The organism is Paenibacillus sp. TAB_01, assembly GCF_043945595.1.
Lineage (GTDB): Bacteria > Bacillota > Bacilli > Paenibacillales > NBRC-103111 > Paenibacillus_S.
The window spans coordinates 4,293,986-4,308,940 of the sequence record NZ_JBIFNP010000001.1; the positions used below are offsets into that span (position 1 = coordinate 4,293,986).

Below are 14,955 nucleotides of genomic sequence, written 5' to 3' on the forward strand. Positions count from 1 at the left end.
TCAGAACAATTAGGGGCACGATGCCGCCGATTTCGGCTGCTTTTCACCGGATTTCCAGATCTCCGGGCGCCGCCGCATTGCGAGCCTATTCCTCTTCTGCGTGCGGCTAACGTCAGCCGGCTCATTCCTCCGCCAGCTGCATGCTGTCAGCCAGCTCATTCTGTTCCCGCTCGCCAAGCCCGCCTCGGATGATGACGTTGATATCCTCCACGTTCCACTCCAGCTCGCCTCCATGTCCCCCGGCATCGGCAACCCAGCTGCGCTGGCCGTCAGGCATGCCGCTATGGCTGCTATAAGCGCGCTTGCGGACCAATATCGTAAGCGGCTGGGCACTGCCCTTCGTCGACCTGTATACGAGCTTGGCCGCTCCGGCCTTCGACGCTCCTGCCGAATAATGCAGCAGGACATGCTGCAGGCTGTACCCGTCAGGCGGATCCTTCGGCACGGGCAGCACGAACTGTGTCTCAGCCTTCGCTTCGACGGCCGAAACCTGCTTCCTCCGGTAGGCGCCCTCCTCCGGAAGGTGCCGGTTGTCCTGCAGCGCGGTCTCCGGCAGCTCATCGTCATCAGGCGGAGGCGCCGTTTTCGCCCCTGTCCGGGATGGAGGCTCCGCGGTGCTGTACTGTACGCTGACCGTGCCGCCTTTCATTTTATAGACCAGCTCGAACATCGGCCGGAAAGCCTCCGTCGTCTGCAGTGAGTGAAACAGCCACGCTCCGGCCAGCAAAGAGGCGGCCGCATAGCTCGCCCACTGGATTCTCCGCGTCCAGACAGCGCGGCGCTGCTCCCGAAGCAGACGCTGCTGTAACTGCTTCCAAGAGGCTTGCGCCGCAGCATCCGAATCCGGCAGCGGACCGGAAACCGACGCGTCGATCCGCTTCATCGCATCCTCGAACTTCAGGTCAAACGCCGTATCCCATTCGTTCTTGCTCACGACTCGCTCACCTTCCAATCCCGGGCCAGCTTCCGCCGGATCGATTCTCTCGAGCGATGCAGCGTTTGCCGGATTTTTTCTTCCGATACTCCCAGCTTCCGGGCCATCTCTTTGTAGGACAAATGTTCAATCCAGCGCATGTGAATCACTTGCCGGTAAATAGGTTTCATCTGATGAATATAATGAATGATGGCTTCCTCCATCAGCTTCGCTTCAACCTGCGCTTCCGTCGACACGGAGACGCCGCACATCAATGGGACGGCAGCTTCCATGAACAGGTCATCCGTCAGCAGCTCGTCCCGCTTTTTTTTATGCTTCCGCAAATAGCTGATCGTGGTATTGCGGGCTATGGCCCGAATCCATGGGATAAGACGATCCTCGTCGACGTCATGGGGGCATTTTCGAATAATTAACACAAAAGCTTCGTGAATAATATCTTCCACGGCCGGAGGATCTTTCATGATATACATGATGAGAGGATATACAAGCTTATAAAATTCTTTGTACACCTGCTCCTGAAGCAGAGGGTCGACCGACCTGATATCCCCTGTCAGCAGCAGCAAAATCGATTTGGACATAATGCCTCCGTTTCCCTATTTATCGAAACCAAACGGTATGACAATATAATTTTAGATAATATTGGGTATTCTGTTTTATTCTACACTTTGCCGAATCGTTTGGGGAGTTAAAAAAGAAAATAACTCCATTATTTTCCACAAATGATCCTAAGGACGCAGAGTCTGAATACACAATGAAGGCCGTTAAAAACGAATTGCAGCGGATTCTGAAGAAAAAATGAGGATAAAGTAGCAGATCGAAAAAAGCTGTGATACATTAGGTAATACCTAATAATATTAGTTGTTGCCTAATATTCGAAAGTGAGGAAAGCCGCATGCTGGAATGGATGCTAAGACAAGTGATGGCGGAACGATCGATTTGGTCCGGCGCAGCGCTTGCAAGACTGTTGGAGGAAAAGGCGGGATACCGGCTGTCCGCGCCGTCAATCAGCGCTTTGCTGACCAGTCAGCCGAAGCAGATGAAGGCCGACACGCTGGATGCGCTCTGCACCGCGTTGGAATGCTCCCCGAACGACTTATGGGTTTACACTCCGCCGCATCAGGTAAAGGGGGCTTAAACGATGTCTGTGAAACAAATTTTGCCGTTCGGCGATCCGATTTTGCGAAAAACCGCAAAGCCTGTGGAGACGCTCACCCCGAAGCTGCTTAAGCTGCTCGACGATATGGCGGACACGCTCTACGCTTCCGAAGGACGCGCCGGTCTTGCCGCTCCTCAGGTCGGATTTCTGCGGAGACTGATCGTGATGGATTGCGGGGACGGGCTGATCGAGCTGATCAATCCCCAAATTATTTCTATGAAAGGCGAACAGACGGGTCCTGAGGCCTGCCTGTCTTTTCCGAATTATGTTGGCGATGTGAAGCGCGCACGGCACGTTGTCCTCACCAGCCTCGACCGCAAAGGAAATACCTTCACGCTGGAGGGCGAAGGCTTCCTTGCCCGCTGCATTCAGCACGAAATCGATCATTTGAACGGAGTGCTGTTCATAGATCATGTGCAGGATCAATGGCTTTATCACGAGCAGACGCATAAGAAAATCAGCCTGCTCGATGTGCTCAAGCTGTCCAAGCCCAGCTAACGGTAATTATTATGGCGTTTGGCAGGTTAGCGACAGATAGATATTCAATATATTGTGCTTATCCAGTTGAATGGAGGGTCCGGCCATGGGCATTAAGAATTTTCTGATTGAGGGCGTTTCCGGCACCGGCAAAACTTCGGTCTGCAATGAATTGCAGCGGCGCGGCTATCATGCCATTCATGGCGACCGTGAATTGGCTTATCAAGGCGATCCGGAAACCGGTACACCGACGGATGGCGCCGCGCACGAGCACCACATTTGGCGTGTGGATCAAGTACAAGCGCTGGCCGCCAACCAGGATGAGGCGGTAACATTTTTCTGCGGCGGTTCCAGGAACTTTTCGAAATTTATAGATCTGTTTGACGGGGTGTTTGTCCTCGAGGTCGACCTTGACACCTTGATCCGGCGGCTTGAGGAGCGGCCGGAGGATGAGTGGGGCGGCAAGAAAGCGGAACGGGAGCTCATTGCGCGATTGCGCCATACGAAAGAGGACATTCCGAAAAGCGGAATTATAATCGACGCCACCGCGCCGCTTGAACATGTCGTGGACGAGATCATTCGTCAAAGCGAAGCAAACAAAAGCCAACGACTGTAACTTACAGTCGATCACGGACAGCCCAATACACCGGTATACCTGAATACGAATAGTCCCATCCACTGCAGGGGCTTTCGTTCAATATTAAGTAGCTTTGTTAATTCTCTTCCACAATAGAACCTCTTAAAGTAAGAAAAAAAGGCGGGCAGCCCCTTCCCGATACCGGACGGACTCCCCGCTCTCCTGACACGCTGCAGCGCCCATGGGGCCCCCGCGCTGCAGTTTCTCTATGCGTTTCGCATGCGTATGGCAAGTGATTTGGCCATAGGCCGGAGTCATATTATGCCGCAGACTCGCAGATCTGCTGGTCGACCGGGGGTCTCACCAAGCTGTCGCATCACATCTCTGTGGATCGGCCGAGGATCTCACCGAACTGTCGCATCGCATGTCTGTGGATCGGCCGAGAGCCTCACCGAGCTGTCGCTTCACATGCCTGCCCATTGGTTGAGGGCCTCACCTTGCTGCTGCCTCGCATACCTCTGCCGACCCGCCAAGGGCCATCACCAAGCTTTCGCTTCCGATGCCTGCGGATCGAGCTCCAGCCTGACCACCAGCCCCGCTTGCACGAGACCGCCGCCGAAGCCGTAGAGCGCCGCCCGGTCCCCTGGCTGGATGCGGCCGCTTCGAAAGCCCAGATCGAGCGCCAGAGGAATGCTGGCGGCCGAGGTATTGCCGAAATAAACAAGGCTGTACAGCGTACGGTCCAGTGGAATGCCCAGCCGTTCGCAGATTGGCTCGATAATCCGCAGGTTGGCGCTGTGCGGGACGAACCAGTCGATCTCGTCCAGCGACAAGCCTGCTTTTGCCGCCAGGGCTTTAACACCTTGAGGCACCGTCCTTACCGCCCACTTGAACACTTCCCTGCCGTTTTGTACCAGCAGCTTGCTGTCGTTAAGCTCCACGCCGTGCAGCTTGTTGGCAATCCGCGTCTGGTACACATGGATTCCGCCCTCTCCCTCCGTCGTCGTATGATGGGCCAGGAAGCTGCCGCGCGAGCTGGAGGATTCCCGCTCCACCAGCACGGCCCCGGCGCCGTCTCCGAACAATACGCAAGTCGTCCGGTCGGTATAATCCGTAATCTTGGACAGCGCATCCGCGCCGATGACAAGAATTTTACGGTGCAGCCCTGAGGCGATAAAGCTGTTGGCAGTATGCAGGGCATACACGAAACCGGCGCAGGCTGCGCTTAAATCGAGCGCTCCTGTCGTCGATGGAATGCCGAGCTTGGCTTGAACGATGGAAGCCGTGCTGGGAAACGGAAAATCCGCAGTGCTCGTCGCGACAAGAATCATATCCACATCCTCGACGGACTTGTTAAACCGGTGCATCAAATCTTGGACCGCGGCAACGCACAGATCGCTGGTATACTGTTCCGGCTCGCTGATTCTGCGTTCACGGATACCGGTGCGCTGCACAATCCATTCGTCATTCGTCTCGACCAGCCGCTCCAGATCATGGTTCGTCAGCTTCCGTTCCGGAACATAGGTTCCAATCGCCGTTATTCTTGCAGAGTATAGCTGCAATGATTCCATCGTTAAAAAACCTCCCGGGTTGATATCAACTCACACCTTAGTATTAGTACCTGATACTAAAATCAACTATACACGCGATTTCCTGCTTCTGTCAATGCACAAAAGCCCTTCGAGTCTATCGTCGAAGGGCTTTGCAGAAATGATCTTTTGAAGTACGCCCGTACTGTTTTAGCGTAAGCGCCAGTACAGCTCGTTCCACCGCAATTCGTTGCGGAACGAAGAAACGGACGTTGTATTACTGATCGTGACACATTCGATGCCTGTCAGCTCCGCCCAATCGGCAAGCTGCTCCTGCGTCGCCGTATAAGAGAGCACGGTATGATGGGCGCCGCCTGCATGAATCCAGGCTTCCGCCGCTTCGGAAAGCGAGGGCTGCGGCTTCCACAGCACGCGCGCGACCGGCAGCTTCGGCATCTCCCGCTCCGCCTTCACCGCGTCCACTTCGTTAATGATAAGCCTGAAACGGTTCCCCAGGTCAATGAGTGAAGCGTTCAAGGCAGGACCGGCTTTGCCGTCAAAAATGAGCCGGGCCGGGTCGGACTTGCCGCCGATGGACAGCGGGTGCACCTCCACGCGCGGACGGTTGGCCGCAATGGTCGGACATACTTCCAGCATGTGCGCGCCAAGCACCAATTCATTGCCGGGCTCGAAGTGATAGGTATAATCCTCCATAAACGATGTCGAGTCGTTGCCGGCTATGATTTTCATCATCCGCGTCAAGGCCGCCGTCTTCCAGTCTCCTTCGCCTCCGAAGCCGTAACCCGCCCCCATCAGGCGCTGAACGGCCAGACCGGGCAGCTGCTTCATGCCGTGCAAATCCTCGAACGTCGTCGTAAACGCGCCGAATCCGCCTTCCTGCAGGAACGCCCGGAGCCCCAGCTCGATTCTGGCCTGCTCGAGTATCGCATCCCGGCCAGCCCGGGCGAAGCGGCCTCGGGCGCCAGCGTATACAGATCGCTGTACTCCTCGAACAGCTGCGCAACCTCCGCTTCGGAAATATCGTTCATGCGCTGAACCAAATCCCCGATGCCGTATCCGTTAATCGACCAGCCGAATTTGATTTGCGCCTCGACCTTATCCCCTTCGGTTACGGCAACCTGACGCATGTTATCGCCGAAGCGGGCGACCTTCAGCCTCCGACCCTCGATAAAAGCCGCCGCCGTCCGGCTCCATTGTCCGATGCGCTGCTGAACCTCCGGATCTTCCCAGTAGCCTACGACCACCTTCCGGGCTATGCCCAGCCGGGCTCCGATGAAGCCGTACTCGCGGTCGCCATGGGCGGATTGGTTCGTATTCATGAAATCCATGTCGATCTGGTCCCACGGAATGTCCCGGTTAAACTGCGTATGCAGATGCAGCAGCGGCTTGCGCAGCTCCGTCAGACCGGCGATCCACATTTTGGCGGGTGAAAAAGTATGCATCCAGGTAATAATGCCTGCGCAGGCATCGTCCGCATTCGCTTCGATACATAAGCGGCGGATCGCCTCCGGTGTTGTCAGCACCGGCTTGAAAACAATTTGAAACGGGATCGCTTCCGACCGGTTCAGTCCCGCCGTTATTTTCTCCGAGTGCTCATCCACTTCTTTCAATGTTTCAGGACCATATAAGTGCTGACTTCCGGTAACAAACCAAAACTCGTACGGCTTTATAGTTAGCATCGTCCTATCCCCCTAGGCCTCTTCTTTAATCGATTTCAATACTTTCATGACGTCATTTTCCCCGCGGCCGAAGTAATCGTGAAGCTTGCCGTATTCCCGGTAAAGCCGCTCGTACACGGCCACATGCTCAGGAATCGGCTTGTACGTTTCTTCACGTACCCTCGCCATCTTCGCTGCGGCATCCACGATGCTGTCGTAGCCGCCCTTCTCCGAACCGGCCGCCACCGCGCCGAACATTGCTGCACCGAGCGCCGGCGTCTGCTTCGAATCGGCGATTTTAATTTCCCGGTTCGTCACATCCGCATAAATCTGCATCAGCAGCCGGTTTTTTTGCGGCAGACCTCCGCAGGCGTACAGCTCATTCACCTCTACACCGTTGCTGTGGAAAGCGTCGATGATCTTCCGCGTGCCGAACGCCGTCGCTTCCAGCAGCGCGCGGTAAATTTCCTCCGGCTTGGTCAGCAGCGTGCAGCCGACCAGCAGTCCCGTTAAATCCGCGTCCACCAGCACGGAACGGTTCCCGTTCCACCAATCCAATGCGAGAAGTCCGGTCTGCCCCGGCTTGTATGCCGCCGCCTGCTTTTCCAGCCACATATGGACGTTAATGCCCTCGCGCTCCGCCGCTTCCTTGACATAGGCCGGAACCGCCTCCTCGACATACCAGGCAAAAATATCGCCCACCGCCGACTGTCCGGCTTCATAGCCCATGTAGCCTTCGACGATGCCGTCCTCCACAACGCCGCACATGCCTTCCACCCGCTTCTCTTCGGTCCCGAGCAGCATATGGCAGATTGACGTGCCCATCGCCATCACCAGCTTGCCGGGGGACACGACACCTACCGCCGGGCACCGCCGCATGCGCATCTACATTGCCGACGGCTACGGCTGTGCCCGGCATGAGTCCCATCCGCTTCGCCATCGCTTCCGTCAGTCCGCCGGCTTTCGTACCGAGCGGCTGCACCTCCCCGCGCAGCTTCGTTTCCGTTAAGCGTGCCAGCCGCTCATCCAGCGCCTGAAAGAAATCTTCGCTCGGATAGCCCTCCTGCTTATGCCAAATCGCTTTGTAGCCGGCCGTGCAGCTGTTGCGCACCAAGCTTCCCGTCATTTGCGCCACCACCCAGTCCGCCGCTTCGACAAACCGGTCCGTCCGCTCATAAATATCCGGGGCTTCATTCAGAATTTGCCAGATCTTCGCCATCATCCACTCCGAAGAAATTTTGCCTCCGTACCTTGGCAAAAAGGCTTCGCCGCGCTCCGCCGCAATGCGATTGATCTGGTTAGCCTCCTCCTGCGCGGCATGATGCTTCCACAGCTTCACCCAGCTGTGCGGCTGCTCCTCCAGCTCCGGATTCAAGCAGAGCGGCTGCAGCTCGGCGTCAATCGGGAGCATCGTGCATGCCGTGAAATCGATTCCAATTCCGATCACATCCGCAGGCTCAATCCCAGAGCTGCGCATAACCTCAGGAACGGAGCTGTGCAGCACCTGGATATAATCCGCGGGATGCTGAAGCGCCCAATCGTGCCCCAGCTTCACGCCGGAGCCCGGCAGCCTTTCATCGATCACCTTGTGAGGATATGGCGTTACATGCTCGGCAACTTCCGTGCCGTCCGACAAATCCACCAGCACGGCGCGTCCCGATTCGGTGCCGTAATCTATGCCGATTGCGTATTTTTTCCCCATACGTGTTTAACTCCTTTATTTATTCTGATTCTGGCCATAGTAAGCGTTTACACCGTGCTTGCGGAGAAAATGCCGGTCCAGCAAAGACGGATTCATCGCCGTCGTCGCGGCATTCAGTTCGAAGGTATGGTACGCCATCTTGGCAACCTCCTCCAGCACAACTGCATTATGCACGGCTTGGTGCGGATCTTTGCCCCAGTTGAAAGGAGCGTGGCAGTGGACCAATACGCCGGGAACCTGGCCGGGGTTGCGCTTCCGGAACGTCTCGACGATGACATTACCGGTCTCAAGCTCATAAGCGCCTTCAATTTCCGCTTCGGTCATCGGGCGTGTGCAGGGAACCTCCCCGTAATAATAATCGGCATGGGTCGTTCCGAGCGCGGGAATCGGCCTGCCTGCCTGGGCCCATACGGTCGCCCACGGAGAATGGGTATGTACAACCCCGCCGATATCCTCGAAGGCTTTGTACAGCACAATGTGGGTCGGGGTGTCGGAAGAAGGCTTGTATTTTCCTTCGACAACATTTCCTTCCAGATCCACAACGACCATATCCTCCGCCTGGAGCTCTTCATACGGCACGCCGCTCGGCTTAATGACAACCAGCCGCTGCTTACGGTCAATCCCGCTTACATTGCCCCAGGTAAACGTAACAAGGCCGTATTTCGGCAAATCAAGATTCGCTTCCCATACGGCCTGCTTCAGTGCTTCCAACACCTACATCATCACCTTTCCAAGAGCTTATAATGAAATTCTGCTTCTTCATAAGCTTCGTTTCTGTCTCTTTTCCCAGTATAATGTTGTACGTACAAATTTTCCACACTTTTTTATTTAATTCGATTCAATTTTTCGGGTCGACTCCCGGATCACCAGCTCCGGCTGAAAAATCCGCGTACCGTCCAGGGGCAGCGCGTCATACTTCCGCTCGATCATATCCATCAGCAGCTCTGCCGCCTGGGTCCCCATTTCCGTTTTGGGATGGGTCAGCGTCGTCAGCTTTACCTCGGTTGCCGTAGCCAGACTCGCATCGTCGAAGCCGACGACGGATACATCGTGCGGAACGCTCAAGCCCGCCTGGCGTATGGCTTCAAGCAGCTTCACAGCCAGCTCGTCGTTGTAGCATACGAAAGCCGTAGGCCGCTCCCCGGGAGGCTTCCGCAGCATGCCGAGCGCTTCTTGGAACGGCTTGTGCTCCTTTTCCTCCGTCGTATAATGAACGACGAACTCCGGCAGCAGCGGGACGCCTGCGGCATGATGCGCCCGGATGAATCCTTTGAGCCGATGGCTTCCCTGCAAATCGTCCATTTTGAAAAAACCGGCGATGCTCCGATGACCCCATCCGATCAGATGCTCGGTCGCTTGATAGCCGCCTGCCTCATCGTTCACCTTAAGGTACGGACAATTTATCTCCGAATACCGTTCATGGATCATCAGATACGGAATCCTTTTGTAGTCGAGCGATAAATAGTAGCTTAGATTGGGGTTGCCCTCGGCGCTTTTCGTCGGCTCAATAATAAGTCCGCTGAGCGGCTGGCTCATCATCAGCTGAAGGCTTTCCCTCTCCTTGACCTTATCGTTATCGGTGCTGGACAGCAGCATCCGGTAGCCTCTGCTTCGCAGAGCTGCCTCGGCCCCCCTGACAATATGCGGAAAAATATAATCTGAAATATACGTCGTAATAATGCCGATCGTCTGGGTTTCCTCGCTTCTGCGAATTTGCGGATTCGATATAAACGTACCCTTCCCCTGCACCCGGTAGATCCAGCCGTCCTGCTCCAGCACGCCGAACGTTTGTCTGACGGTCTGCCTGCTCACTTGAAACAGCGCTGCAATTTCATTCTCCGTAGGCATCTGATCGTCCGGCTTGAGACGACCGGAGTGGACCCAGGACATAATTTCCTCTTTGAGCTGTACATATTTTGGTATCTGCTTGCCGTCTCTCATAAATCCCCCTCTAACCATAGGATGCGGGCTTGCTTTTATCATCCTTATGAAGCTGACAGTACATGTATTATATCATTTTTTCAAGTTGTATGTACATCTTAGGGGGAGAGGGGAGTACTTGCCGATCTGCATTTTCATGCGATGTTTCCTGAGTACCCGGCTCTTTCCGGTTCCTTTTTGAAATCGCTTGCATATATTGAAAATAGAAGTATTTTGAAAATTCTGCATTTTATAAAGGGAGGTATAGAACATGACGATTAGAAACAGCTTATCCGCTCTAATTGGTCTGTGGTTTATTATGGCTCCTTGGATATTCGACTACTCGGACCATACCAACGCATTTCTCAGCAGCGTCATATGCGGGGCTGTACAGCTGTTCGCTTCTCTGCTGGCGTTCGGAAAAAAAGGCTGGAATGCCTGGCAAAACTGGCTCGCCCTGCTTATGGGCGTCTGGTTCATTATGTTTCCCATCACGTTTGCCTTCCAGCTGATGGAGACGGTCTCTCTGGTTGGCCTTGGCATTGTCACGGTTCTGCTTAATTATTACAACATGAACGCAGAGGAGCAGGCTGAATGAAGAACGGAAGCCGGCCTTATCACAAATAAAAAGACGTTGTCTCCTTCGGCTTCTGCCAGAGAGAACGTCTTTTTGTTTTTAGCTATGATTGCAGCTCAAGGCTCAGCAGAACCCGATCCCGGCATGGGATGCCATGCTCGATAATAGGCTCGCTGTAATGCCTTACAAAATAATCCCGGTCGATCGCCACCATCCGAAACCCGTGCTTCTGATAAAAAGCAAGCTGTCCGATGCTCGAGTTGCCCGTGCCGAGATCCAGGGAACGAAACCCCATTTGTTTGGCCGTTTGGATGGCGTGCCGCAGCAGCGTTCCGCCTATCCCTTTCCCCTGCGCCGTTTCCTTCACCGCAATGTTGACCAGTTCAACGCTTCCCTGCTTTGACGGCAGCAGCGCATAGATGCCGAGCAGCCTTTCTTCCTCCTCGGCAACGTAACATACGCAATCGCGAATGTACTTGCGGACCATCTGCTCCTCCGGGTCCGCCAGCAGCAGCAGCTCCATCGGATACGGCTCACCGCTTTGCAGTGCTCTTATAAGCATAGGCGCACCTCCTGTTTTCGCGCTCAAGTTCGTGTTTACACATCGCTTGGCCCCGGCTTCCAGCCGACCCGCTGGCTCCAGCCGCTGGCCCTTCGTAAAATGTCCCAAATGACCGGCTCTTTCCCGTCTACATACCTTTCCCGCTCGTTCTGATGCAGACCGGCCAGCTCCAGCTTTTTCAAGACATAGGCTGCTCCGTCCTCCGGATGCCTGCGCAGGTAATCTCTGAATAAAAGCGCAAGCTGCTCGGACCAGCTTCCATGCTCTCTGACGTGGATATGTGTTCTTTGGCTTCCGGCGCCTTCTCTGAAATAACGCTTCGTTAAATCCGGATTATGTGCCCGGTGGAAGAAGCCGGCCTTCTCCAGCAAGGGCTTGTAATAGGCCAACGGCTCCAGCGATTCCATTGAAATTTGAATATCGATAATAGGCTTAGCCTGAAGTCCCGGCACCGCTGTCGAGCCAATGTGATCGATACGAATAGCCGCGCTTCCCAGGGCTTCTCTCAGCAGGCGGCCTGTGCTTTGAAACTGCTCCTTCCAGTCTTCGTCATATGGAAACAGGATAACTGGTTCGCTCATAGGGGGCTCCTTATCTGATCTAATCTAAAGCAATTATAAAAGAAATACATGGCAGGCCGCTAGGTATTAAATGATTCTAATCATTGCAGCATTCATACCCGTCCGTTGGTGCGCGGGGGGGGGGGAATGGGTAAGGGGTTCCAGCCGTTGTTGAAGTCGTGTTCCTTATTATAAGATCCAGCGGTGGGAACACGACTTCAAAGACGGCCCGTAAACTTCCCCCCCCCCTTACCCATTTCCTCTTCTGATCTGCCGCTTGCTCTCTTCTACTTTCAGAAAATAAATCCGCGCCGAATTTGGCGCGGATTTCCTATTAAGAAGCCTGGAATACATTAAAAAATACACACGCAGGAGGGATATTCTCCGGAAGAGTCTACGTCCGCCTTTGAAATCGGTGAAAATACCGCTTATTCCTATCCATTTCACGGATTTCCTGTTAAGCTTTGAATGCTGTAGCCGGGTTCGGACGGCCCAGAAAGGTCCAGAACGATTCCCCGAACAGGCCCGCTACATCTTTGGCGATTTCATCCTCCGTCAGCCGCCAGCCGGTATCCATCAGGCCGCTGTATTTGTCATACAGCACCTTGCCGGCCATCGCGCGGGACTGATCCCATTTATAGAGCAGCCACTCCAGGCTGCGGCCTCCCGAATACCAAGGAGTCCCATCAGCTCCCAGCAGCTCAAGCCGCCGGCGGACTGTCTCCTCGATAGAGCCCGGCACACCTGCTTCGCAGCAGCTCCCGATCAAATGCAGATTGCGGTACTGCCTGCCGAGCAAGGTGAGCTTGCCCTGTTCGCCGTCAGGCCCCAGCGAGCACATAAATTTATGCTCCGGATGCGCAGCGCATAAAGCCTCCACAACGGACAGCGCGGACTGTCCAGGCCGCCGCACAGCTTGTCCCAACGCGGAAGAGGACGGATGTCCGCTCTCGATCAGCAATGCCAGCGGGATATTGGCTTCACCGGCAACAGGCAGCACGCACTGTTCGATCAGTTGGACGCGTGCCGTCATTTCCCGATCCGCCAAATCCGCAGGCAAAGCGGCAGACAGGTAGAGGGGATTCATCCTCGCAATCCAATATTTCAGGAAACCGCGGATCTCTCTGTACGTTCTGCCGTTCAACGCCGCATCGACATCATAGCCCCATGCCCGCAGACGGGCCGAAGCGGTGTCCCATGCATTCAACAGCTTGTCGATCCGCAAGGACGTATTAAAGCGCGGGTCCAGCTGATCGACCTGTTCCCAGGCTTGACGCTCGGCATCCGAGAACGGATCGTTGGTCATGCAAACCGTGGTGACGCCTGACAGCTTAAAGATCAAGTCCGTATAATCCGATGCTTGAATTCCGCCGAAGAAGGACCGGTAAGCCTGCAAGTCTCTCGAACTCGTATCCAGACCGAGGCGCTGCAGCACGGACAGCACACTCCGGCAGGCTTCGCTGTAAGGAATACGATCTCTGAACAGCGCTGTCCATACTGCGTCCGCCTGCTCACGGAACCGTGAACTCCCCGCTGCGTGCATCGGACCAATCCGGTCGGCACCGCTGCAGCTCGTCAATCAGAGCGCTGTCTGTCAGCAAAGTGTCGATTCCCCAGTGGGAAAGGCCCCCGAACGCTTCGGGATACACATACGTGCATACATCGGAAGCCGGCATGGACTGTACCGTCCGTTCAACGGTTAGACGAAGCTGATCCTTGGTTTGTATCGGTCTTGCTGCCATCGGAGTCGTTCCCCTTTACCGGCTCGGACCATCAATTATTTCCCAAGCAAATCCAAATGTTTGCCGATGTGGGAAATAAGCGATTGCTCGAATGCTTCTTCTTGCTCGCTAAGCGTGCGGTAGAACTCGTCTTTAAACAGCGAGCTGCCTTGTTCGTCTTTAGCCTGCAGCAAAATACCGTAGGTGATGTGAATCAGCTGGCGGGCATTGTTTTCGTTCATATACGTATCCGCCAAATCGGCATCGGCCACTTGATCCAATGGCGCTACTTTGCTCAGATCCGTCGTAACATGGTAGTATGCGGTCGCTTCTTCAAAATGCTCCAGCGCGTATTGGTGCATTCTGCGGTACAAGTCCGGGTTCACTTTGGCTACCGTTCTTACCGCTTCGAGCCAGTTCGTTCCTGCAGTTTTCACATGGAAACGGCCTTTGGTGTATTTGCCGATAATCGGGAATACGCTAAACTTGTCGCTGCCGGAGTGGATGCTGAGCTTGTAGCCGAAGTCATCCGCAATCGCTGCATGGATAATCAATTCTTTCTCGAACTGGGCGATATCGCCGATATAGTCGATCCCTTTTTGGAATTCGCCGATGAAGCGAGGCGCCATGCTGTAGATCGTCAAGCCGCGGCCGTACAGCTCTTTGGCAACCAGGAAGTGCGATTCCGGATCTGTCGGTGTCGCGGTCTCGTCGATCGAGATTTCGAAGTCGATTTCGCGGTCAGCCGTTTTAATATATTTGTTAAAAATATGCTCCATGAAGTCGATAGCCGGCCCATAGATCAGCACATTTTTGATCAGCGTTTCTTTGTCGAACGAAATGGACGTGCCGGCAACTTCAAACGTTTTGTCCAGGTACAAGGACTCGTAATGATTGCGGGTTGCTTCGGACACTTCAGCATACTTGGCAGCCTGCTCCGCTGCGGACAAGCCTTCGATCGTGTTGTCGATATATTCGGAGCAGTCCAGCGTCAGCATCGTGAAGCCTAATCCCAATGCAAGCTCGATATCCGCTTCCACCTTCAAATGGTCGCCGTCTGCGCCAAAGCCGTCTTTATAGCCTTCCTGGAATGCCGCGTAGCACGCCGCATCCACGACTTGCTTGTAATCCCGGCCTGTCAGGTTCAGCTCGCGGATACTTTGCTGCGCAAGAATCGGACGCACATCCCTGCCGCGCACGGTTTGGATATGACCTGGGGACGCAATGCCCAGACGGTCGCCGAGACCGATGGTCGCCACTTGGGTACCGAACGCGCGAGGCACGGTGTAGTCAAAATATTTATTCAGAACAAGACGGTTCTCATGCGTTAACGGGCATACCTTCACTCCGCCGTCCGCTTCGCCTTGAAGCTCATCGAACAATGCGCCTTCGCCTGTCGCGAGGATATATTTCGTGTTGTCGCTTTTTACCATCAGAAGCTGTACGCCGCCGGACTCGGAGAATGAATGCGGATACACTTTTACGTTGTCTGCTGCGATATCTGTTACATTGCCCTGTTTCATAGCTTGGGCGATCGTTTGAAACTGACTCATGGATTAAA

Annotated in this window: 14 protein-coding genes and 2 pseudogenes; 4 read left to right on the forward strand and 12 right to left on the reverse strand. The window is 54.7% G+C overall.

Annotated elements, in window-relative coordinates; genetic code table 11:
• Positions 1–121: 121 nt before the first annotated feature.
• Positions 122–934 carry a hypothetical protein gene (locus ACHHV8_RS20950; RefSeq protein ID WP_395161228.1) on the reverse strand — a complete coding sequence of 271 codons (813 nt, stop codon included), beginning with the start codon at positions 932–934 and terminating at the stop codon, positions 122–124.
• Positions 931–1,512, reverse strand: coding sequence for an RNA polymerase sigma factor (locus ACHHV8_RS20955; protein WP_395161230.1), 582 nt, complete (start codon positions 1,510–1,512; stop codon positions 931–933). Before ACHHV8_RS20955 ends, ACHHV8_RS20950 begins: the two co-directional genes overlap by 4 nt.
• 314 nt (positions 1,513–1,826) lie before the next feature.
• Here ACHHV8_RS20955 and ACHHV8_RS20960 point away from each other — a divergent pair, with 314 nt between their 5' ends.
• From ACHHV8_RS20960 to ACHHV8_RS20970, 3 genes are all read left to right on the forward strand, one after another.
• Positions 1,827–2,069, forward strand: coding sequence for a helix-turn-helix domain-containing protein (locus ACHHV8_RS20960; RefSeq protein ID WP_395161232.1), 243 nt, complete (start codon positions 1,827–1,829; stop codon positions 2,067–2,069).
• A gap of 3 nt (positions 2,070–2,072) precedes the next feature.
• Positions 2,073–2,588, forward strand: a complete 516-nt coding sequence (def, locus tag ACHHV8_RS20965) for a peptide deformylase (RefSeq protein WP_395161234.1) — start codon at positions 2,073–2,075, stop codon at positions 2,586–2,588.
• A gap of 85 nt (positions 2,589–2,673) precedes the next feature.
• The gene (locus ACHHV8_RS20970; protein ID WP_395161236.1) at positions 2,674–3,183 is read left to right on the forward strand and encodes an AAA family ATPase; all 510 of its coding nucleotides are present in this window, start codon (positions 2,674–2,676) and stop codon (positions 3,181–3,183) included.
• A gap of 500 nt (positions 3,184–3,683) precedes the next feature.
• On the opposite strand, the gene ACHHV8_RS20975 is transcribed toward ACHHV8_RS20970, so the two are convergent.
• The 5 genes and pseudogenes from ACHHV8_RS20975 to ACHHV8_RS20995 all read right to left on the reverse strand — a co-directional run bounded on the left by ACHHV8_RS20975 (position 3,684) and on the right by ACHHV8_RS20995 (position 9,995).
• Positions 3,684–4,715: a ketoacyl-ACP synthase III gene (locus ACHHV8_RS20975; RefSeq protein WP_395161238.1), complete on the reverse strand. Its 1,032-nt coding sequence runs from the start codon at positions 4,713–4,715 to the stop codon at positions 3,684–3,686.
• A 168-nt stretch (positions 4,716–4,883) separates the two neighbouring features.
• Positions 4,884–6,373, reverse strand: a pseudogene (gene araA / locus ACHHV8_RS20980) (L-arabinose isomerase).
• Positions 6,374–6,385: 12 nt separating this feature from the next.
• Positions 6,386–8,054 (reverse strand): annotated as a pseudogene (locus ACHHV8_RS20985) (ribulokinase).
• Between the two features lie 15 nt (positions 8,055–8,069).
• Positions 8,070–8,768, reverse strand: a complete 699-nt coding sequence (gene araD / locus ACHHV8_RS20990) for an L-ribulose-5-phosphate 4-epimerase (protein ID WP_395161240.1) — start codon at positions 8,766–8,768, stop codon at positions 8,070–8,072.
• Between the two features lie 114 nt (positions 8,769–8,882).
• Positions 8,883–9,995, reverse strand: a complete 1,113-nt coding sequence (locus ACHHV8_RS20995) for a GntR family transcriptional regulator (protein WP_395161242.1) — start codon at positions 9,993–9,995, stop codon at positions 8,883–8,885.
• A 250-nt stretch (positions 9,996–10,245) separates the two neighbouring features.
• Here ACHHV8_RS20995 and ACHHV8_RS21000 point away from each other — a divergent pair, with 250 nt between their 5' ends.
• Entirely contained in the window at positions 10,246–10,572 is a 327-nt protein-coding gene (locus ACHHV8_RS21000) for an SPW repeat protein (protein ID WP_395161244.1), read from the forward strand.
• Positions 10,573–10,654: 82 nt separating this feature from the next.
• Here the strand turns inward: ACHHV8_RS21000 and ACHHV8_RS21005 are convergent, their stop codons facing one another.
• The 5 genes from ACHHV8_RS21005 to ACHHV8_RS21025 form a co-directional block, all read right to left on the reverse strand.
• A complete protein-coding gene (locus ACHHV8_RS21005; protein WP_395161246.1) occupies positions 10,655–11,113 on the reverse strand; it encodes a GNAT family N-acetyltransferase in 459 nt (152 codons plus the stop codon).
• A 35-nt stretch (positions 11,114–11,148) separates the two neighbouring features.
• On the reverse strand, positions 11,149–11,694 hold the full coding sequence (locus tag ACHHV8_RS21010; protein ID WP_395161248.1) for a GrpB family protein: 546 nt from the start codon (positions 11,692–11,694) through the stop codon (positions 11,149–11,151).
• 436 nt (positions 11,695–12,130) lie between these two features.
• Positions 12,131–13,216 (reverse strand): glucuronate isomerase, encoded by a 1,086-nt coding sequence (locus ACHHV8_RS21015; RefSeq protein ID WP_395161250.1) that lies wholly within the window; start codon positions 13,214–13,216, stop codon positions 12,131–12,133.
• A complete protein-coding gene (locus tag ACHHV8_RS21020) occupies positions 13,185–13,415 on the reverse strand; it encodes a hypothetical protein (RefSeq protein WP_395161252.1) in 231 nt (76 codons plus the stop codon). Before ACHHV8_RS21020 ends, ACHHV8_RS21015 begins: the two co-directional genes overlap by 32 nt.
• Positions 13,416–13,450: 35 nt before the next feature.
• Positions 13,451–14,947, reverse strand: coding sequence for a tagaturonate epimerase family protein (locus tag ACHHV8_RS21025; protein ID WP_395161254.1), 1,497 nt, complete (start codon positions 14,945–14,947; stop codon positions 13,451–13,453).
• Between the last annotated feature and the right edge of the window lie 8 nt (positions 14,948–14,955).

Bases quoted from the DNA above. Each gene is read 5' to 3' on its own strand.
- ACHHV8_RS21015 (WP_395161250.1), bottom strand. From the start codon at position 13,216: ATGCACGCAGCGGGGAGTTCACGGTTCCGTGAGCAGGCGGACGCAGTA.
- def (WP_395161234.1), top strand. From the start codon at position 2,073: ATGTCTGTGAAACAAATTTTGCCGTTCGGCGATCCGATTTTGCGAAAA.
- ACHHV8_RS20975 (WP_395161238.1), bottom strand. From the start codon at position 4,715: ATGGAATCATTGCAGCTATACTCTGCAAGAATAACGGCGATTGGAACC.
- ACHHV8_RS21005 (WP_395161246.1), bottom strand. From the start codon at position 11,113: ATGCTTATAAGAGCACTGCAAAGCGGTGAGCCGTATCCGATGGAGCTG.
- ACHHV8_RS20995 (WP_395161242.1), bottom strand. From the start codon at position 9,995: ATGAGAGACGGCAAGCAGATACCAAAATATGTACAGCTCAAAGAGGAA.
- ACHHV8_RS21000 (WP_395161244.1), top strand. From the start codon at position 10,246: ATGACGATTAGAAACAGCTTATCCGCTCTAATTGGTCTGTGGTTTATT.
- ACHHV8_RS21025 (WP_395161254.1), bottom strand. From the start codon at position 14,947: ATGAGTCAGTTTCAAACGATCGCCCAAGCTATGAAACAGGGCAATGTA.
- ACHHV8_RS20955 (WP_395161230.1), bottom strand. From the start codon at position 1,512: ATGTCCAAATCGATTTTGCTGCTGCTGACAGGGGATATCAGGTCGGTC.
- ACHHV8_RS20970 (WP_395161236.1), top strand. From the start codon at position 2,674: ATGGGCATTAAGAATTTTCTGATTGAGGGCGTTTCCGGCACCGGCAAA.
- ACHHV8_RS21010 (WP_395161248.1), bottom strand. From the start codon at position 11,694: ATGAGCGAACCAGTTATCCTGTTTCCATATGACGAAGACTGGAAGGAG.
- ACHHV8_RS21020 (WP_395161252.1), bottom strand. From the start codon at position 13,415: ATGGCAGCAAGACCGATACAAACCAAGGATCAGCTTCGTCTAACCGTT.
- ACHHV8_RS20960 (WP_395161232.1), top strand. From the start codon at position 1,827: ATGCTGGAATGGATGCTAAGACAAGTGATGGCGGAACGATCGATTTGG.